The 18,317-nt window shown below is 62.1% G+C and carries 15 protein-coding genes; 6 read left to right on the top strand and 9 right to left on the bottom strand.

The genetic code is table 11. From position 1 onward, the window contains the following. Positions 1 to 163: 163 nt before the first annotated feature. The 5 genes from FXN63_RS24215 (at position 164) to FXN63_RS24195 (ending at position 5,383) form a co-directional block, all read left to right on the top strand. Positions 164 to 1,390, top strand: a complete 1,227-nt coding sequence (locus tag FXN63_RS24215; RefSeq protein WP_187395016.1) for a D-alanyl-D-alanine carboxypeptidase family protein — start codon at positions 164 to 166, stop codon at positions 1,388 to 1,390. Between the two features lie 181 nt (positions 1,391 to 1,571). Next, positions 1,572 to 2,438, top strand: coding sequence for a D-amino acid aminotransferase (locus tag FXN63_RS24210; RefSeq protein ID WP_148818069.1), 867 nt, complete (start codon positions 1,572 to 1,574; stop codon positions 2,436 to 2,438). A 14-nt stretch (positions 2,439 to 2,452) separates the two neighbouring features. Continuing rightward, positions 2,453 to 3,271, top strand: coding sequence for an N-acetylmuramoyl-L-alanine amidase (locus FXN63_RS24205; RefSeq protein WP_281290837.1), 819 nt, complete (start codon positions 2,453 to 2,455; stop codon positions 3,269 to 3,271). A 79-nt stretch (positions 3,272 to 3,350) separates the two neighbouring features. Further along, positions 3,351 to 3,929, top strand: coding sequence for a hypothetical protein (locus FXN63_RS24200; protein ID WP_148818068.1), 579 nt, complete (start codon positions 3,351 to 3,353; stop codon positions 3,927 to 3,929). A gap of 47 nt (positions 3,930 to 3,976) precedes the next feature. After that, the gene (locus FXN63_RS24195; protein WP_148818067.1) at positions 3,977 to 5,383 is read left to right on the top strand and encodes a GGDEF domain-containing protein; all 1,407 of its coding nucleotides are present in this window, start codon (positions 3,977 to 3,979) and stop codon (positions 5,381 to 5,383) included. A gap of 12 nt (positions 5,384 to 5,395) precedes the next feature. Here the strand turns inward: FXN63_RS24195 and FXN63_RS24190 are convergent, their stop codons facing one another. After that, entirely contained in the window at positions 5,396 to 5,842 is a 447-nt protein-coding gene (locus tag FXN63_RS24190) for a MarR family winged helix-turn-helix transcriptional regulator (protein ID WP_148818066.1), read from the bottom strand. A 142-nt stretch (positions 5,843 to 5,984) separates the two neighbouring features. Between FXN63_RS24190 and aceE the strand changes: the two genes are divergently transcribed. Beyond that, positions 5,985 to 8,651, top strand: coding sequence for a pyruvate dehydrogenase (acetyl-transferring), homodimeric type (gene aceE, locus FXN63_RS24185; protein ID WP_148818065.1), 2,667 nt, complete (start codon positions 5,985 to 5,987; stop codon positions 8,649 to 8,651). Between the two features lie 137 nt (positions 8,652 to 8,788). On the opposite strand, the gene leuD is transcribed toward aceE, so the two are convergent. The 8 genes from leuD to FXN63_RS24145 form a co-directional block, all read right to left on the bottom strand. After that, positions 8,789 to 9,439 (bottom strand): 3-isopropylmalate dehydratase small subunit, encoded by a 651-nt coding sequence (gene leuD, locus FXN63_RS24180; RefSeq protein WP_148818064.1) that lies wholly within the window; start codon positions 9,437 to 9,439, stop codon positions 8,789 to 8,791. After that, positions 9,432 to 10,862: a 3-isopropylmalate dehydratase large subunit gene (gene leuC, locus FXN63_RS24175; RefSeq protein ID WP_148818063.1), complete on the bottom strand. Its 1,431-nt coding sequence runs from the start codon at positions 10,860 to 10,862 to the stop codon at positions 9,432 to 9,434. The genes leuD and leuC overlap by 8 nt, the downstream gene beginning before the upstream one ends. A gap of 4 nt (positions 10,863 to 10,866) precedes the next feature. Beyond that, positions 10,867 to 11,832, bottom strand: a complete 966-nt coding sequence (locus tag FXN63_RS24170; protein WP_148818062.1) for a tripartite tricarboxylate transporter substrate binding protein — start codon at positions 11,830 to 11,832, stop codon at positions 10,867 to 10,869. Positions 11,833 to 12,004: 172 nt separating this feature from the next. Continuing rightward, positions 12,005 to 12,928, bottom strand: a complete 924-nt coding sequence (locus FXN63_RS24165) for a LysR family transcriptional regulator (RefSeq protein WP_148818061.1) — start codon at positions 12,926 to 12,928, stop codon at positions 12,005 to 12,007. 197 nt (positions 12,929 to 13,125) lie between these two features. After that, on the bottom strand, positions 13,126 to 14,544 hold the full coding sequence (gene lpdA / locus FXN63_RS24160; RefSeq protein ID WP_148818060.1) for a dihydrolipoyl dehydrogenase: 1,419 nt from the start codon (positions 14,542 to 14,544) through the stop codon (positions 13,126 to 13,128). Between the two features lie 2 nt (positions 14,545 to 14,546). Then, positions 14,547 to 15,929, bottom strand: coding sequence for a dihydrolipoamide acetyltransferase family protein (locus tag FXN63_RS24155; RefSeq protein WP_148818059.1), 1,383 nt, complete (start codon positions 15,927 to 15,929; stop codon positions 14,547 to 14,549). A 1-nt stretch (position 15,930) separates the two neighbouring features. Continuing rightward, positions 15,931 to 16,935 carry an alpha-ketoacid dehydrogenase subunit beta gene (locus tag FXN63_RS24150; RefSeq protein ID WP_222864111.1) on the bottom strand — a complete coding sequence of 335 codons (1,005 nt, stop codon included), beginning with the start codon at positions 16,933 to 16,935 and terminating at the stop codon, positions 15,931 to 15,933. Between the two features lie 55 nt (positions 16,936 to 16,990). Continuing rightward, on the bottom strand, positions 16,991 to 18,223 hold the full coding sequence (locus FXN63_RS24145) for a 3-methyl-2-oxobutanoate dehydrogenase (2-methylpropanoyl-transferring) subunit alpha (RefSeq protein ID WP_148818057.1): 1,233 nt from the start codon (positions 18,221 to 18,223) through the stop codon (positions 16,991 to 16,993). Positions 18,224 to 18,317 lie beyond the last annotated feature (94 nt).

Genomic DNA, 18,317 nt, shown 5'->3' with positions numbered 1-18,317 from the left:
CATCGCCGCCGATCTTGCTCGTAGCATCCGGTTTCATTCGCTATTTGCCATCCGGCGCAGCTTTGCGCCGATGGCTGCGAATGGCCGGCCTATAATCGTTGCGTCAATCATCGTCCCCCAGGGAACGACACGCGCGTGACACGGCCTGCCGGGGTGGTGTGCGTTGCAGTGCGTCCCTCGTCTTGCTCTCATGATCTCTCGCTCCGCTCTGGCCGCCGCAGTTTGCGCCGCCATGTTCAGCCTCAGCATTCCCGCAGTCGCCCAGACGCCGACACCGGCTGTGGTGCCTGCAACGGCCGCCGCCAATACCATTGCCCAACTGTCGAGTGTTCCCGCCCCCGCCATCGCGGCGCGCGCCTGGATCACCATCGACGTCACCAGCAATCAGGTGCTGGCTGAAGACAATCCCGATCAACGCGTCGAACCGGCGTCGCTGACCAAGATCATGACGGCCTATCTGGTGTTCAACGCGCTCAACGAAAAGCGCCTGACACTCGATCAGCAGATCCCCGTGTCGCAGAAAGCCTGGAAGACCCCGGGCTCGCGCATGTTCATCGAGCCGCGCAAGCCGGTCACGGTCGAACAGCTGATTCGCGGCATGATTACCCAGTCGGGCAACGACGCCTCGGTGGCCCTGGCCGAAGCGGTTGCCGGCAGCGAAGACGCCTTTGCCGCCCTGATGAACCAGGAAGCCGCGCGCCTGGGCATGACCAACTCGCACTTCGTCAACAGCACCGGTTTGCCCGATCCGCAGCACGTCACCACCGTGCGTGACCTGGCCCTGCTGTCGGTACGCCTGATCCAGGACCATCCGACCCACTACGGGTACTACAAGGAAAAGTCCTTCAACTACAACGGCATCACCCAGCCCAATCGCAACCGCCTGCTGTACGTCGATCCCACGGTCGACGGCTTCAAGACCGGTCACACCGATTCCGCTGGTTATTGCCTGGTGGCCTCGGCACTGCGCGGCGAACGTCGCGTGCTGACGGTGGTAGTGGGCACGGCAAGCGACTCCGCGCGCTCGCAGGAAAGCCTGAAGCTGATGAACTGGAGCTTCCAGAACTTCGATTCCGTGCAGGTCTATCAGGCCAAGCAGCCGGTGGTCGAACCGCAAGTCTGGAAGGGCGCTGTCGCCACGGCCAAGCTGGGTTCGCCGATGCCCGTGTGGGCAACGGTGCCGCGCGGCCAGGCCGGCAATCTGAAGTCCACCATCGAACGCACCGACCCGCTGGTTGCACCGCTTACCCAGGGCCAGCAGGTTGGCACCTTGAAGCTGTCGCTCAACGACAAGCCGGTGCGCGAAGTGCCGTTGGTGGTGTTGGAACCGGTTGCCCCCTCGGGCTTCTTCGGACGCGCCTTCGACGCCGTCCGTCTCTGGTTCAAGTAATCGATTGTCGGCGCGGCGGCCTGGCTGGTGACAGCACAGGCCGCCGCGCCGTTTGTACGTCTGGGCATCTGGTTTGCACGGTGCCCGGCCTCGCAGAATTCTTCATCGACCGGCACGCTGCACACCAGTGCACCTGCCGTCGCGCAATTCAACGCACGTTCACACATAGACAGGCCAGGCAATGATCGCAGGGGTGGCGGAAGATCCGCTGGTGTATCTGAACGGGGAGTTCACCCCCCTGTCGGAAGCAAAAGTTTCGGTGCTGGATCGCGGTTTCCTGCTGGGAGACGGCATCTACGAAGTGGTCCCGGTCTACCAGGGCAAGCCCTTCCGCATGGCCCAGCATCTGGCGCGGCTGTCGCGCAGCCTGGCCGCGATCGAGATCACCAATCCCCTGCGCAACGACGAATGGGAAGCGCTGGTGCGCCGCCTGGTGGAACTGCACGGCCCGATCGATCAGGCGGTGTACTTCCAGGTGACCCGTGGCGTGGCCAAGCGCGATCACGCGTTCCCGACCACGCCGGTCACCCCCACGGTGTTTGCGATGAGCAACCCGTTCAAACGCCTTGGCCCGGCCGACTGGGAAAAAGGCATCTCGGTCACCACCGCAGCCGACGAACGCTGGCTGCACTGCAACATCAAATCGATCTCCTTGCTGGGCAACGTGCTGGCGCGTCAGTCCGCAGTGGCGCAAGGTGCTTACGAAGCCGTGTTGTTCCGTGATGGTTTCCTGACCGAAGGGGCGGCCGCCAACATCTGGATCGTGCGTGACGGCAAGCTGCTGGCCCCGCCGCGCAGCAACCTGCTGCTGGAAGGCATCCGGTATGGTTTGTTGGAAGAGCTGGCGGCGGAATCGGGCGTGACGCTGGAATTCCGCCCGATCACGCGCGACGAAGTCGACACCGCCGACGAGATCCTGCTGACATCGGCCACCAAGGAAATTCTGCCCGTGCTGAAGATCGACGGTCGTACCGTCGGTGCCGGCAAACCCGGCCCCGTCTTCACCGCACTGCGCGCCGCCTACGACAAGGTACTGGACGCGCTGTAAAAGGAGTACCCCGCATGATGCGTATGCCGATCCGGTTCTTCTCGAACCGTCTGTCCCGAGTCCTGATGCTCGCCATGGTCGCCTTGCTGGCGGGTTGCGCAACGGGCGGCATGCGCATCAATACCGATCACAGCGCACGCGGGCAAGACAGCCGCATCCGCTACATCGTCGTGCATTACACGGCGGGCGAATCGGCGCGCGCGTTGCAGGTGCTGACCATGGGTGAGGTCAGCGCCCATTACCTGATCGACAACAACGCGTCGGCCACCATCTATCAGTTGGTGGATGAAAGCCGTCGTGCCTGGCATGCCGGTGAAAGCGAGTGGGAAGGGCGCAATTCGCTGAACGCCAGTTCGATCGGTATCGAGCTGGTCAATCGCGGTTTCCAGGACACGCCGCAGGGCCGTGTCTGGTATCCATTCCCGCAGTCGCAGATCGATGCGCTGATCGTGCTGCTGAAGGACATCAAGCAGCGCCAGGGCATCGACGGCGTGAACATTCTTGGCCACAGCGACGTCGCACCCCAGCGCAAGCTGGACCCAGGGCCGCTGTTTCCCTGGAAGCAACTTGCCGACGCCGGCGTGATCCCCTGGCCGCCGCAGGCGCTGGTGGATCATCGACTGAGCCAGCTTGGTGGCGTGGTGCCGCCTGTGAGCTGGTTCCAGGAACAACTGGCGCGCATCGGCTACACCATCGAGCAGACCGGTGAGTTCGACGAGCAGACCAAGAACGTGATCGCCGCGTTCCAGATGCGGTATCGGCAAAGCCTGTACGACGGCCAGCCAGACCTGGAAACAGCAGCCTGGTTGATGAGCCTGCCGGCACCGCGCTGATGAATAGGTTTCACCTGTAACGGTCGAGCTTGTGCAGGCCATGAAAGAATTTCCAGTCTTCAATCAAGGGACTGGCCGCATGAGTATTCTCAGCCGCAACACCGCTTGCATCTCCAACCGCGTCGCCCCGATGGCTCGTCTGCGTCAAGGGGCGCTGATCGCCGCACTGGCAATCCTTCCCGGCATGGCACTCGCCGCCGACGCGGAACCGGCCTGGGCAGGCGCGCCCTACGAAGGGACGGTCAAACTGCACATCGCCTTGCCGGGTGGCAAGACCCACGAACAACGCAGTGACGCCAGCGCACAGTGGGTGCGCGAATCCGACAGCCGGGTCGATCTGGTGCTGCGCACCAAGGGCAGCAACCAAGGGTCAAAGACCGATCTGTCGATTCCGGGCAGTTACGCAGACGGCGGCTGGCGCAGCACACGCGGCATGATCCGGCTGAACGTCGATGCCAACGGCACCATCCTGGGCGTGGGCAACGACCCCGACGAACAGCGCAGTTTCAAGTTCAAGGGCGAGGTCACGGCGACACGTATGCGGCTTGAGCATCAGATGACAGTCGGCCGGGCAGAAGGTGGGTTACCGGCCGGGGCGGTGGTGACGTATGACTATGATTTGACGCGCTCGAATGCTGACGCAGGCAGCGCGAAATAAGCCAGTACGTAAGCAGGCAAGTACGTGAGTAAGCAAGGACAGACCGTATGAAGGCCGGAACGCGCATGGTGCCCCTTGAGTGCGGGCTGATTTTTCTTGTGGTCGGGCTTGCATGCTTTGGCGGCATTCTGTCCCGGGAGGCCGGTTATCTCGCATGGATATGGCCGGCCAACGCGATTCTGCTTTCCATGTTCGTGCGATTCCCGCACATGGCTCGGCCAGCGGGCTGGGTGGCGGCAGGCGTGGCCTTCCTGGCGGTGGATGCCGCGCTTGGCACCAGCTGGCCAGCAAACCTGCTGCTGAACCTGTCCAACCTGTCGGGCATTGCCGTCGGATACTGGATCTACATGCGGTATCCGCCGGACATCCGCCTGTTGCAGCGGCCCACGTCGGCGCTATTGCTGGTTGGTGTCAGTCTGGCGGCGGGCTTTGTCACCTCGGCGCTTGGGGCGGTCGTGTCTGTGATGCTGTTCGGAAAGACCTATCTGTGGGCGTTTGCCATGTGGTCCTCCTCGCAGATCACGAACTATCTGGCGCTGATGCCTTTCATCCTGACGCTTCCTGCCTGGAAATACAAAAGTCTGGGTCTGCAGTCCCTGGTGGCGCGCGCCATGTCTCGACGCTACGCAAACCTTGGCATCTGGGCCGCGTTCCTGGGCAGTTGTGCGCTGGGCGTAGTCATGGACGGGCCGGGTGCGGTCATGCTGCCGGTTCCAGCGCTGCTCTGGATGGCGCTGGCGTTCCCCCTGTTCACCACCGCAAGCATCGTGCTGGCCTATGTGCTGTGGTCCCAGGCCGCCATGAGCATGGGCATCATCGATGTCGGCGTGAACCTGCAGGATGCGAAAAGCGTGATTTCCCTGCGGCTTGGGCTGACCCTGCTGGCGCTCGGGCCGCTTGCGGTGGCCAGTACCAACGCCAGTCGCACCAAGCTCCTGCAAGAGCTGCAACGCATGGCCACCTATGACTCGCTCACCGGCATTTTTGGGCGGGCTGCGTTTCTGCGGGAAGGGGCGGACATGCTCACCCGGTCACCCACGGTGTTGTTGCTGATGGATATTGACCACTTCAAGTCGATCAACGATCGATTTGGTCACCATGCTGGCGATGCCGCGCTGCTGGGGTTCTGCCAGGCAGTCGGCAGCGAGCTGAGTCAGACCGACTTGTTCGGACGGCTGGGCGGTGAAGAGTTCGCCATTCTGTCGTCTTCTGCATCCCAGCAAGACGCCTTGGCACTCGCGCAACGCATTTGCCGCAAGGTCGAGGAAACCGTCATCGTGACCGACGATGGCGTGTCGCTGCGCATGACGGTCAGCATCGGTGTGGTGACTGCGTCGCCAACGGTTCCACAGCGTCTGGCCGAATTGCTCAGGCGCGCCGACGAGCTGCTGTATCAGGCCAAGGCGGCGGGGCGAAATCAGGTCAAGCTGGCTCCTGTTGCGCAATCAAGCTGACAGCGTCCGATCCTACGCATCAAGCGCGCGGGCAGCGCTGCTTGCGCGATCCAATGCCTTGCTGAAGCGCTTTGCGCTGGCTGGTTCGAACTGGCTCAGGAACAAGTCATCAACGACTTGTTTGTAGACGCCCCACATCTTCTTGCGCAGCGTTTTGCCCGCGGCGGTGATCGTCACAAATGCCGCTCGGCCATCGTCTATCGAGCGCGCGCGGGTCACCAAGCCATCCTTTTCCAAGCGGTCCACCAGACGCGTCAGGTTATAGCGCTCGATTGCCAGCGCATCGGCCAGTTCGTGCATGCGCCGCGTGCCGTCATCACCGCTCTCGATCCCCCACAGCACGTCGTACCAGGCATAGACCGGAAGCTGGCTCTCGGTCAGGCGTCGTTCCACCTCGCGGATCAGCAGGCGATGGGCGCGGATGAACGAAAACCAAAGATCCGGTTCGTCTTTTTGCATGTGAGTTCTCCGTAAGCGTTGCATTTGCAATTATGCGACAAGTCACTACAATTCCGTAGACGATTGCAATTGCAATTCATGGGGCGTGGCACCTGAACAGGATGCCCCGTCCATGCCCGGCCTTGCTCCCTGGAGAAGTGACATGCATGCACCAACTCATCCCATCGACGTCGATCCGCAAGAGACGCGCGAATGGCTCGACTCGCTGGAGTCCGTGGTCGCCGTCGAAGGTCGTGCCCGCGCGCACTATCTGATCGATCAGCTGCTGGACTTCGACACCAGCCTGCACGGTGATTTCCAGGGGCGGGTGACCACGCCCTACGTCAACACCATCAGCACCGATCGACAGCTGACGTATCCCGGCAACCTGGATGCAGAAGCCAGGCTCAATGCCATGATTCGCTGGAACTCGATGGCCATGGTGCTGCGCGCAGGCAAGCACTCGAATGTTGGCGGGCACATCGCCACCTACGCGTCGGCTGCCGTGCTGTATGACGTTGGTTTCAATCACTTCTTCCGGGGCCGCACAGATAGCTTTGGTGGTGACCTCGTCTACATCCAAGGTCACTCTGCGCCCGGCATCTACGCACGCGCCTACCTGGAAGGCCGCGTAAGCGAAACCCAGCTGGACAACTTCCGTCGCGAGGCGGAAACCGATGGCTTGTCGTCCTATCCGCATCCCCGTCTGATGCCCGACTTCTGGCAGTTCCCCACGGTGTCCATGGGGCTAGGTCCCATCATGGCGGCGTATCAGGGCCGGTTCATGCGCTACCTGGAACATCGTGGGCTGATACAGCACCAGGGCCGCAAGGTCTGGGCGTTTCTGGGTGATGGCGAGATGGATCAGCCCGAGTCGTTGGCGGCAATCGCGATGGCGGGCCGGGAGAAGCTCGACAACCTGATCTTCGTCGTTAACTGCAATCTGCAACGGCTCGACGGCCCGGTGCGCGGCAACGCCAAGATCATCCAGGAATTCGAGGGGCTGTACCGGGCGGCGGGCTGGAATGTCATCAAGGTGATCTGGGGCAGCGGCTGGGATCGCCTGCTGCAGAAAGACGCGACCGGCCTGCTGCGCAAACGCATGATGGAATGCGTGGATGGCGATTACCAGACCTACAAGTCGCAGAACGGCGCTTATGTGCGTGAGCACTTCTTCGGAAAATATCCGGAACTGCTGGAACTCGTCTCCGACCTGTCTGACGACGATATCTGGGCGCTGTCACGCGGCGGGCATGACCCGGTGAAGGTGTACAGCGCCTACGCGGCCGCCGTGCGCCACACCGGTCAGCCCACCGTCATCCTGGCCAAGACCGTGAAGGGCTTCGGCATGGGTGAGGCAGGCGAAGGCCAGAACATCAACCACCAGTTGAAGAAGATGGGCGCTGACGCTGTGCGTGCTTTCCGTGACCGTTTTGCGCTGGACGTGGCCGATGAGCGACTGGATGAGATGCCGTATCTGAAGCCTGCGGAGGGCAGCGACGATGCGCAGTATTTTTCCTCGCTTCGCCAGCGCCTGGGCGGATGGGTGCCCGCGCGTGCTCATGATTGCGCCGCGCTGGACATCCCGGAATTGGCCACGTTCGCGGCCCAGTTGAAAGCGTCCGGTGAACGCGGTTATTCCACCACCATGGCCTTCGTGCGCATGCTGGGCAGCCTGCTGAAAGATGAGCGGGTCAGCAAAAAAATCGTGCCCATCGTGCCCGATGAATCCCGCACCTTCGGCATGGAAGGGCTGTTCAGGCAGATCGGGATCTATTCCCATGTCGGCCAGCTGTACACGCCGCAGGACGCAGGTCAGCTCAGCTATTACCGAGAAAGCCAGGACGGGCAAATCCTGCAGGAAGGCCTGAATGAATCGGGTGCGACCTCATCGTGGATCGCTGCCTGCACCGCCTACGCCAATCACGATGTGATGGCCGTGCCGTTCTACATCTTCTATTCGATGTTCGGCTTCCAGCGGGTGGGCGACCTGCTGTGGGCCGCAGCAGACGCGCGCGCACGCGGCTTCCTGCTGGGCGCAACCTCGGGGCGCACGACCTTGATGGGCGAAGGCTTGCAGCATGACGATGGTCACAGCCATGTGATGTCGTCAGTGATTCCCTGCTGCGTGTCCTACGACCCCACCTTTGCGTACGAGCTGGCCGTGATCATTCAAGACGGCATGCGGCGCATGTATGCGCAGCGAGAAGACGTCTTCTACTACATCACGCTGCTCAACGAAAACTACGCGCACCCTGCGATGCCTGATGGGGCGGAAGAGGGCATCGTGAAGGGCATCTATCTGCTCAAGGCAGGTGACAAGACCGCAGCGGTGCGCATGCAGTTGGCGGGCTGCGGCGCAATTCTGAACGAGGTGATTGCTGCAGGCGAGCTGCTGGAAAAAGACTTTTTCATTAGCTGCGATGTGTGGAGCGCCACCAGCCTGACCGAGCTGCGTCGGGACGGTCTGGATGTCGAGCACTGGAACACCTTGCACCCGAAAGATGCGCCGCGTCGCGCCTATGTCGAGCAATGTCTCGACGGACATGCAGGGCCGCTGGTGGTGGCGACCGACTACATGAAAATCGTCGCGGACCAGATTCGTCCCTTCATCACCGATCGCCGCTTCGTCGCGCTTGGCACCGATGGCTTTGGCCGCTCGGACACGCGCGAGGCACTACGTCGCTTCTTCGAGGTGGACCGCCATTTCATCGTGGTGGCTGCACTGAAAGCCTTGGCCGACGATGGCGCTGTGCCGCGCAGTCTGGTCAGCGACGCGCTTGCCCGTTATCAGATCAGCAGCGACAAGGTGAATCCCGCCAACGCGTGAGTTGACTAGACGGATCGCCGTTGTGGTGGCGCGACTGCGGGCGGGCGTGCCACGGCCTGTTTTCTCAACCGTTCATGCAGCCCGCTTGCTCGCCGGTACGATCACGTCGCAGCTCGGCCCCAGCCCCGCTGAGTTTTTCAGTCAGCGACAGCAGTCATGCGGTCTTTCATCCGACGAGCCACGTCGCGAACCCAGGGCTGCTGTTCCCAATGGGTCTTGGCGAACGCGTCGATTTCTTCCTGGTAGCTCAAGCTCAGACCAATCACATCAACGCCTTGCAGGAACATGGTCTGATGTCGTTGCGACAGTGGGAAGGTCGCTTGCACCTCCCCGAAGCTGACCGTGCGGCTCGCCACATCGATGCGCATCTCTGGTGCGTCAGGACGGTCAGCGAGCGCCATCATCGCCTCGATGTCCTCAGCGTTCAGTTGCACCAGCAACAGCCGGTTTCCCATCGCATTGGAGTAGAAAATTTCGCCAAAGCTCGGGGCCACGACGGCTTGAATACCGTACTGCAGAAGCCCCCAGACGGCATGCTCCCGGCTGGAGCCACAGCCGAAGTTGGCGCCGCCGATCAGGATGCTGGTGCCCGCGCGTTCGGGCTTGTTCAGCACGAATTCCGGGCGCACGCCGCCGTGCTTGTCGAAACGCAGGTCATACAGCAGACCATCGACGAGGCCCGACTTGTCAATGCCACGCAAAAACTGCTTGGGCATGATCTGGTCAGTATCCAGATTGTCTATGCGCAGCGCCGAGGCTTGCCCCGTTACGAATCGTTTTTCAGACATGGGCTGGCTCCAGCTTTCGTACATCGGTAATCATGCCCGTCACGGCGGCGGCTGCCGCCATGGCGGGGCTCATCAAGTGGGTGATGGCACCCCGGCCCTGACGGCCTTCAAAGTTGCGATTGGTGGTCGAGGCACAGCGGATGCCATCCATCAGGACGTCATCGTTCATGGCCAGACACATTGAGCAGCCGGGCTTGCGCCATTCAAAGCCAGCGTTCAGAAATACCTGGTCGAGGCCCTCGGCCTCTGCCTGAATCTTCACCGCGCCGGACCCTGGCACCACCATGGCACGAACGTTTTTGGCAACCTGCCGGCCTGCCACGACCTGAGCCGCCGACCGCAAGTCTTCGATACGCGCGTTGGTACACGACCCGATGAAAACGTGCTCGATCGGCGTGCCGGCGAGGGTGGCCCCGGGCTGAAGCGCGGTGTAGCGCAGGGCTTGCTCTGCGCTGCGGCGGACGTCTGCCGCCACGGAATCGGGCGAAGGAATCTTCCCGGATATTGGCAGCACCTGGTCGGGACTCGTGCCCCAGGTTACGTGCGGCTCGATGTCGGTTGCGTCGAACGTGTGTTCTTTATCGAAGCGGGCGTTGTCATCGCTGTACAGGTGTTTCCATGCAGCCAGGGCGGCATCGCGTGTGTCGCCAACAATGTCAGGGCACTTCTCCAGCACGTAGCGAATGGACGTCTCATCCGGCGCGATCAATGCCCCACGGGCACCCGCTTCGACGGCCATGTTGCACAGCGTGAAGCGTGCCTCCACCGACAGTTGCTCGATGGCGGTGCCACAGAACTCCACCACGTAACCCCGTGCGCCTTGTGCCCCGATCTGGCCGATGATCATCAGAATCAGGTCCTTGCTGGTGGTGCCCACCGGCAGCGTACCGTTGACCCGGATGCGCATGTCTTTTGCGGTGCGATACACCAGGGTTTGCGTGGCAAGTACATGCTCTACCTCGGATGTCCCGATGCCGAAGCCAAGCGCCCCGAGCGCCCCATAGGTTGTCGTATGGCTGTCGCCACAGATGACCACCATGCCCGGTCGAATCATGCCGTGCTCGGGTGCCACCACGTGCTCGATACCTTGCATCGCATCGTTCGTGTCGAACAAGGGGATGCCATGAAACGCGCAATTGCGGGCCAGGTTGGTGGCTTGCAGCGCCGACGCGGCGTCGTGAATGATGCGAATCGAAGACGGGTCGGTGGGGATGATGTGACTGACGACCGAGACGTTCTGTCCGGGCACGGCCACCTTGCGGTTTTCATCGTGCAGCCCGGCAAACGCCTGCGGACTGGTGTATTCGTTCATCAGATGCAGATCACAGAACAGCAGTACGTTGTCCTCATCGAGTCGACGAACGGTGTGGCTGGCGACAAGCTTCTGATAAAGGGTCTGCGAGGTAATTATCTTGTGCGACATGAATTTATTCCGCTTTGATGCCACGTTCTTGCACCAGCGTGCCCCACTGCGGCAATTCGCGCTCAAGGCGTGCGCGGGCTTCGGCAGGGGTGGCGATGAGTGGATCGAAGCCTTCCTTGGTCATCCGTGCCGACACGGCGGGATCGCTGAGCGCGGTGCGCAGCGATGTATTCAGTTTCTCGATGATGGGCGCGGGTGTGCCGGCGGGTGCAAATACCATGAACCAGGTTTCAAACGCGTAGTTCGGCATGCCGGCTTCGGCAATCGTCGGTACGTCGGGCATCAGCGGCGAGCGCTGCTTTCCCGTGACGCCAATCGCGCGCAGCTTGCCAGCACGAACATGGGGTGCCGCCGCCGACAGGACGGGGAACGACATCTGCACCTGGCCGCCCATGGTGTCGATCAAGGCAGGGCCGCCGCCGCGATAGGGCACGTGCATCACATCAAGCTTGCCCACGCTCTTGAACAGCTCGGCCGCGATGTGGAAGGTGCTGCCAGAGCCGGCAGAGCCATAGCTGTACTGACCGGGCTTGGCGGTGAGCAGTGCCGTCAGCTCGTTCAGGTTCTTCGCCGGCAGCGCGTCGTTCACGACCAGCACGTGCTGCGAGGTCGCCACCATGCCGAAAGGAGCCAGGTCCTTGAGCGTGTCATACGGCATCTTGGGGGTCAGCCAAGGGTTGATGGCCAGCGAGACGGTTTGCAGACCAATGGTGTAGCCGTCTGCGGGTGACTTGGCCACAGAATCGACGCCGAGATTGCCGCCTGCGCCGCCCTTGTTCTCGATGACAAGGGTCTTGCCCAATGTTTCACCCCACTTCTCGGAAACAAGACGTGCGGCGATGTCCGCACTGCCACCGGGTGCATAGGGCACCACCAGTTTCACTGGTCTGGTGGGATAAGCATTCTGGGCCACGGCATGGGTCAGTGGCATGCACGCTGCCAGGGCAAACACAAGGGCGCTGCGATTCATCGTGATCTCCCGTCATATTTTTTTATGAAGTACGGGATACATGCTAATAATGAATACAGCTTTAATAAATTACGTCACATTCATTCTTCATTGTTCCTGGGGCAATAATCCGAACGCGTTGCGATCCCATGCAACAGTGTTCCGTTGGTCTGGCAAGGTGCGCGCGACCTGATTACCAAGGCCCGTATGGCGCCGGACCACGCTGGCGCCAAGGCTCGAACGCACTCACAAGTCGGTCCACCAATGCCCGGGTCTTCGCAGGCATCTGCCTGGTCGCCTGGAACATCACATACACATCGGCTGCAGGTGTCGCCCACTCCGTGAGAATCGGCGTCAGCGCATGGTTGCGAATGTGTTCGGCGACGTCCCATTGAGAACGCAGCAAAATGCCCCGTCCCTCCAGCGCCCAGCTCAGTGCCGCAGTGCCATCGTTGGAACTCAGATTCGAACGCACCTTCACGGCATCGGTTTCGCCATTGCGGCGCAGATACCAGGTGCCATACGTTTCATCGCCTTCGCGGATGAAAATGCAGTTGTGTTTGCCCAGTTCGCGGGGTGTCATCGGCGCGCCGTGCGCCTCAAGGTAGCTGGGGGCCGCGCACAGCAAGCGTTGGTTGTTGGCCAGCAGGCGCGCGGTAAGCCGGCTGTCTGCCTGCTCACCGAAACGGATGACCAGGTCAAAGCCTTGCTTTACCAGATTGATGGGCCGGTCTGTGAGATGCAGTTGTACGTCGACTTGTGGGAATTCTTCGGTGAACCGGGACAGCACCGGTGCGATGTACAGACGACCGAAGCCCAGGGTTGCGCCAATCCGGATAGTCCCTTGCGGCTGATGCGAGCCGCCTCCCACACGGTGCTCCAGCGCTGTCAGCTGCTCCAGAATGCGTGCACCGTCATTAAGGTACTGCTCACCTTCAGGCGTCAGGCTGAGCCGACGTGTGGTCCTGTTGAGCAGCCTTGCGCCAAGCCGTGCCTCAAGGGCGGCAAGCCTGCGAGAAACCACCGGCGGCGTCACCCCTAGCTCTTGTGCCGCAGCCGCCATGCTGCCGAGCTTGGCGATCTGCGCGAAGAGGCTCAGGTCGGAGAATGCATCCATGGTCAGGGGCTGTGCGGTACACAACGAGGGTGGCGTGATTCACGCATGATTGAATCATCAACGGCATACGGTCAACAAATTCGAGCGTGCTCATATTTTTGTGATGATGAATATGGGTTTGCGCCTGGCTAAAGAACCGCCGAAAAAAAACGGCAGCCCATGCAGGCCACCGTTCTCTTCATCATCACACAAACAAATCAGATGTGCAGCGCATGCCCCAGCGCACGCAGCGCCGCTTCCTGAACCGCTTCACCCAATGTCGGATGCGCGTGGATCGTGCCCGCCACATCTTCCAATCGCGCGCCCAGTTCCAGCGACTGCGAGAATGCGGTCGACAGCTCCGACACCCCCTTGCCAACCGCCTGCCAGCCCACGATCAGGTGATTGTCGCGACGTGCCACCACCCGCACAAACCCATCGGTGGATTCGATGGTCATGGCACGGCCATTGGCCGCGAAGGGGAACAAGGCCGTCACGCAATCCAGGCCCGCCTGGCGTGCCTCGGGCGGTGTCTTGCCGACCACCACCACTTCCGGGTCGGTGAAGCACACGGCCGGAATCGCAGCCGGGACGAAGTGGCGGGTCTTGCCTGCGATCAGCTCGGCCACCATCTCGCCTTGGGCCATGGCACGGTGCGCCAGCATCGGCTCACCGGTGATGTCGCCAATCGCCCAGACGTTGCTCATGGAGGTGCGGCACTGGTCGTCGATCTTCACCGCGCGGCCCACCATGTCGACTGGAATCGTGTCCAGCTTCCAGCCTTCCGTGCGCGGACGGCGACCCACGGCGACCAGAATACGGTCGGCAGGAACTTCCGTTTCCGCACCGTCTGCATCACGAACCCGCACCGCGTTGCCACCGGCAGCCAAGCCTTGCACAGCATGGCCCAGCAGCAGTTTCACGCCCAGCTTGCGCAAGGCCGTGTCCACGGGTTTGGTCAGCTCTGCGTCATAGGCAGGCAGCACACGGTCCTGGGCTTCAACTACGGTCACGTCCACACCCAGCTTGCGGTAGGCCGTGCCCAGTTCCAGGCCGATGTAGCCGCCACCGACCACCACCATGCGTTCCGGCAAGTCGGTGGGGGACAGTGCTTCGGTTGCCGAGATCACCTTGCCGCCGAAAGGCAGCGAGGGCAGGGCAGTAGCTTGTGATCCGGTAGCCAGCAGCAGGTGATCGCAGGTGATGCGCAGCGGCGAGCCGCCTTCCACGTCCACCGCCACCGTCTTGCCGTCCACGATGCTGGCCCAGCCGCGGATGACGGTCACGCCATGCTTTTTCAGCAGCGCACCCACGCCACCGGTCAGACGGCCGACGATGCCGTCCTTCCACTGCACGGTTTTCAGAATGTCGATGCTGGGCGATTCCACCTTGATGCCCAGCGGCGACGTGCCTGCGTAGTGACGCGACTTCTCGAATTCCTCGGCGGCGTGAATCAGGGCCTTGGACGGAATGCAGCCGATGTTCAGGCAGGTGCCGCCAAGGGAGGCACCTTCGATCAGCGTGGTCTGCACGCCCAGTTGTGCAGCGCGAATGGCCGCGACATATCCGCCCGGGCCGCCGCCGATGATCAGCAGGCGGGTGTGTTCCGGGGCGGCATTGCTTTGTTGTGCACTCATGCTTACTCCACGAACAGCAGGGCGGGATGTTCCAGCAGCGCACGGATCGACTGGATGAATTCCGCCGCATCTGCGCCATCAACCACCCGATGGTCGAAGGACGAGGACAGGTTCATCATCTTGCGGATCACGATTGCGCCATCGCGCACCACCGGTCGTTCGACCATGCGGTTGACGCCGACGATGCCGACTTCGGGATGGTTGATCACCGGCGTGCTGACGATGCCGCCCAAGGCACCCAGGCTGGTGATGGTAATCGTGGAGCCGGACAGTTCGTCACGACCGGCTTTGCCGGTGCGTGCCGCGTCGGCCAGGCGCGCGATTTCCGCCGCATTGCCCCAGGGGTCGCGCGATTCCGCATTGCGCACCACGGGAACCATCAGGCCAGTGCTGGTCTGCGTGGCGATACCGCAGTGCACTGCGCCATAACGCGTGACCACACCGGCTTCATCGTCATAACGTGCATTGATCTGCGGGAAGTCGCGCAGCGCAATCACCACCGCGCGCACCAGCAGCGGCAGCACGGTCAGCTTGCCGCGTTCCTTGCCCCACTTGGCATTCAACTGCGCGCGCAGCGATTCCAGTTCCGTGACGTCAATCTCTTCCACATAAGTGAAGTGGGGGATGCGACGCTTGGCTTCCTGCATCTTCTGCGCGATCTTGCGGCGCAGGCCGATCACCGGTACTTCTTCTTCGTCGGCGCGCACGGCATAACGCGTGTCGGCACCGGTGGGCTGTGCGTTCTTGCCCGCCAGGAAGGCGTCGATGTCGTCATAGGTCACGCGGCCAGCGGGGCCGGTTCCATGCACGAACTGAATGTCGATACCCAAGTCCCAGGCGCGCTGCCGCACGGCCGGGGATGCAAGCGCACGTTCGCCGTCCGGGCGAGCGGCGCTGGTATTGCGCACAGCACCCGATGCCGACTTGGGCGCAGGCTTTGCCGTCGCAGCCGACGCTGCTGCCGGGCTGGCCGGCGCTTTCTTGGTTTCTGCCTGGGCGGGTTCAACCCCCATGGTTTTCGGAATGTCGGCCGGTGCAGCACCGCCGCTGACATTCGCCATGTCCGGACCGACTGCGGTGCCGGCTGCGTTTGCAGCGGCGGCAGGCTTGGCAGCCGACGCGCCTTCCTTCAAATTCCCCGCGCCTTCCACCTCGATGCGGATCAGCTCCCCACCGACGGCCATCACTTCACCTACCGCACCGCCCAGCGCAAGCACCTTGCCCACCACCGGTGACGGAATTTCCACGGTGGCCTTGTCGGTCATGACGTCGGCCAGAATCTGGTCTTCCGAGACAACGTCGCCCACCTTCACATGCCACGCAGCCAGTTCGACTTCGGCAATGCCTTCGCCGATGTCCGGCATCTTGATTACATGAATGCCCATGTCATCCCTCCATCGCACGCTTGAAGGCCGCGCCCACACGCGCGGGGCCGGGGAAGTACGCCCACTCCTGCGCATGTGGATACGGCGTGTCCCAACCTGTCACGCGCTCGATCGGCGCTTCAAGCCAGTGGAAGCAGTGCTCTTGAATCAATGACACCAGTTCGGCACCAAAACCGCAGGTGCGCGTGGCTTCGTGCACCACCACGCAGCGGCGGGTCTTTTTCACGGAATTGACGATGGTTTCCAGGTCCAGCGGCCACAGGCTGCGCAGGTCGATCACCTCGGCGTCGATGCCTGCCTCTTCGGCAGCGGTCTGCGACACATACACCGTCGTGCCGTAGGTGATGATGGTCAGTTCCTTGCCGGGGCGCACGATCTCTGCGGTATCCAGCGGCACGGTGTAATAACCCTTGGGAACCTGGCTTTTCGGGTGCTTGGACCACGGCACCACCGGGCGGTCGTGGTGACCGTCGAAGGGGCCGTTGTACAGGCGCTTGGGTTCCAGGAAGATCACCGGGTCGTCATTCTCGATGGATGCGATCAGCAAGCCTTTTGCGTCATACGGGTTCGACGGCATCACGGTGCGCAGACCGCACACGTGGGTGAACACCGCTTCCGGGCTTTGGCTGTGTGTCTGTCCGCCGTAGATGCCGCCGCCACACGGCATGCGAATGGTCATGGGGGCGGTGAACTGTCCCACCGACCGATAACGCAGACGTGCCGCTTCCGAGACGATCTGGTCGAACGCGGGGTAGAAGTAATCGGCAAACTGGATTTCGATGACCGGGCGCAGGCCGTAGGCACCCATGCCAACCGCCGCGCCCACAATGCCGCCTTCCGAGATCGGCGCGTCGAACACGCGTGAACTCCCGTACTTGGCTTGCAGGCCTTCGGTGCAGCGGAACACGCCGCCGAAGTAACCCACGTCCTGGCCGAACACCACGACGTTGTCGTCGCGTTCCAGCATCACGTCCATCGCCGAACGCAGCGCCTGGATCATGCTCATCGCGACCACGTCGCGGCCGGTGTCCTGCACCGAGTCTTTCATCACTGCACTCATTTCAGACCCCGAGTTGCTGACGCTGCGCGCGCAAGTGCGCGGGCATTTCCTTGTACACGTCGTCGAACATCTCCGCCGCGCTGGGCGCGTAGCCGCTGGACAGCGTGCCGAAGGCCTCTGCTTCCTTCTGGGCGGTGGTGATCTCGACTTCGAGCGCCTTCTTGGTGGCCTCATGTTCCTCGTCGGACCAGATGCCCTTCAGGATCATGTGCTGCTTCAGGCGGCCGATCGGATCGCCGAGCGGGAAGTGATTCCAGTCATCGGCAGGACGGTACTTGGATGGATCATCCGAGGTGGAGTGCGGACCGGCACGGTAGGTAACCCATTCGATCAAGGTCGGCCCGAGGTTGCGGCGGGCGCGCTCGGCGGCCCAGCGCGAGGCGGAATACACCGCCAGGAAATCGTTGCCATCGACCCGCAATGAGGCAATGCCGCAGCCCACGCCGCGTCCTGCAAACGTTGCACCTTCACCGCCTGCAATCGCCTGGAAGGTGGAAATTGCCCACTGGTTGTTCACCACGTTCAAGATCACCGGCGCGCGGTACACGTGGGCAAAAGTCAGCGCCGTGTGGAAGTCGGATTCAGCGGTTGCACCGTCACCGATCCAGGCCGACGCAATACGCGTGTCGCCCTTGATGGCGGACGCCATGCCCCAGCCCACCGCCTGAATGAACTGCGTAGCCAGGTTGCCGGAAATCGTGAAGAAACCGGCGTCCCGCACGGAATACATCACGGGCAACTGACGACCCTTCAGCGGATCACGCTCGTTCGAGAACAGCTGGCACATCATGTCAACCAGCGACACCTCGCGCGCCATCAGGATGCCCTGCTGGCGGTAGGTGGGGAAACACATGTCGTCGCGGTTCAATGCCAAGGTCTGGGCAGTGGCAATCGCCTCTTCGCCCAGGCACTGCATGTAGAAGGACATTTTCTTCTGGCGCTGCGCGATCAGCATGCGTGAATCGAACACGCGTGTCTTCAGCATGGCGCGCATGCCGGCGCGCAGCAATTCGGGTGTGGCTTCGGGGTCCCAGGGGCCAACGGCCTGACCGTCTTCATCAAGCACACGAATCAGGCTGTAGGCCAGGTCGGCAGTATCGACAGGCGTCGCGTCGATGGGAGGCTTGCGGACATCACCGGCTTTCGCGAGGTGAAGATAGGAAAAATCGGTCTGGCAGCCCGGACGGCCTGATGGCTCCGGTACATGCAGACGCAGGGGGCCATACTGGCTCATGCGCTTGTCTCCACGCTAGATTTTGTCTTGCGCTGGGTGTCAAGAAAGGCACGTCGCGCGCGGGGTGTGCGGGCTCGTGCCATGCCGCGACACA

Origin of the sequence: Pigmentiphaga aceris (assembly GCF_008119665.1) — a bacterium.
Lineage (GTDB): Bacteria > Pseudomonadota > Gammaproteobacteria > Burkholderiales > Burkholderiaceae_B > Pigmentiphaga > Pigmentiphaga aceris.
This window is presented reverse-complemented; position numbering and strand designations above follow the sequence as displayed.

Excerpts from the sequence above, each read along its gene's own strand:
- FXN63_RS24210 (WP_148818069.1), top strand. The coding sequence starts at position 1,572 with ATGATCGCAGGGGTGGCGGAAGATCCGCTGGTGTATCTGAACGGGGAG.
- FXN63_RS24205 (WP_281290837.1), top strand. The coding sequence starts at position 2,453 with ATGATGCGTATGCCGATCCGGTTCTTCTCGAACCGTCTGTCCCGAGTC.
- FXN63_RS24200 (WP_148818068.1), top strand. The coding sequence starts at position 3,351 with ATGAGTATTCTCAGCCGCAACACCGCTTGCATCTCCAACCGCGTCGCC.
- FXN63_RS24195 (WP_148818067.1), top strand. The coding sequence starts at position 3,977 with ATGAAGGCCGGAACGCGCATGGTGCCCCTTGAGTGCGGGCTGATTTTT.
- FXN63_RS24190 (WP_148818066.1), bottom strand. The coding sequence starts at position 5,842 with ATGCAAAAAGACGAACCGGATCTTTGGTTTTCGTTCATCCGCGCCCAT.
- aceE (WP_148818065.1), top strand. The coding sequence starts at position 5,985 with ATGCATGCACCAACTCATCCCATCGACGTCGATCCGCAAGAGACGCGC.
- leuD (WP_148818064.1), bottom strand. The coding sequence starts at position 9,439 with ATGTCTGAAAAACGATTCGTAACGGGGCAAGCCTCGGCGCTGCGCATA.
- leuC (WP_148818063.1), bottom strand. The coding sequence starts at position 10,862 with ATGTCGCACAAGATAATTACCTCGCAGACCCTTTATCAGAAGCTTGTC.
- FXN63_RS24170 (WP_148818062.1), bottom strand. The coding sequence starts at position 11,832 with ATGAATCGCAGCGCCCTTGTGTTTGCCCTGGCAGCGTGCATGCCACTG.
- FXN63_RS24165 (WP_148818061.1), bottom strand. The coding sequence starts at position 12,928 with ATGGATGCATTCTCCGACCTGAGCCTCTTCGCGCAGATCGCCAAGCTC.
- lpdA (WP_148818060.1), bottom strand. The coding sequence starts at position 14,544 with ATGAGTGCACAACAAAGCAATGCCGCCCCGGAACACACCCGCCTGCTG.
- FXN63_RS24155 (WP_148818059.1), bottom strand. The coding sequence starts at position 15,929 with ATGGGCATTCATGTAATCAAGATGCCGGACATCGGCGAAGGCATTGCC.
- FXN63_RS24150 (WP_222864111.1), bottom strand. The coding sequence starts at position 16,935 with ATGAGCATGATCCAGGCGCTGCGTTCGGCGATGGACGTGATGCTGGAA.
- FXN63_RS24145 (WP_148818057.1), bottom strand. The coding sequence starts at position 18,223 with ATGAGCCAGTATGGCCCCCTGCGTCTGCATGTACCGGAGCCATCAGGC.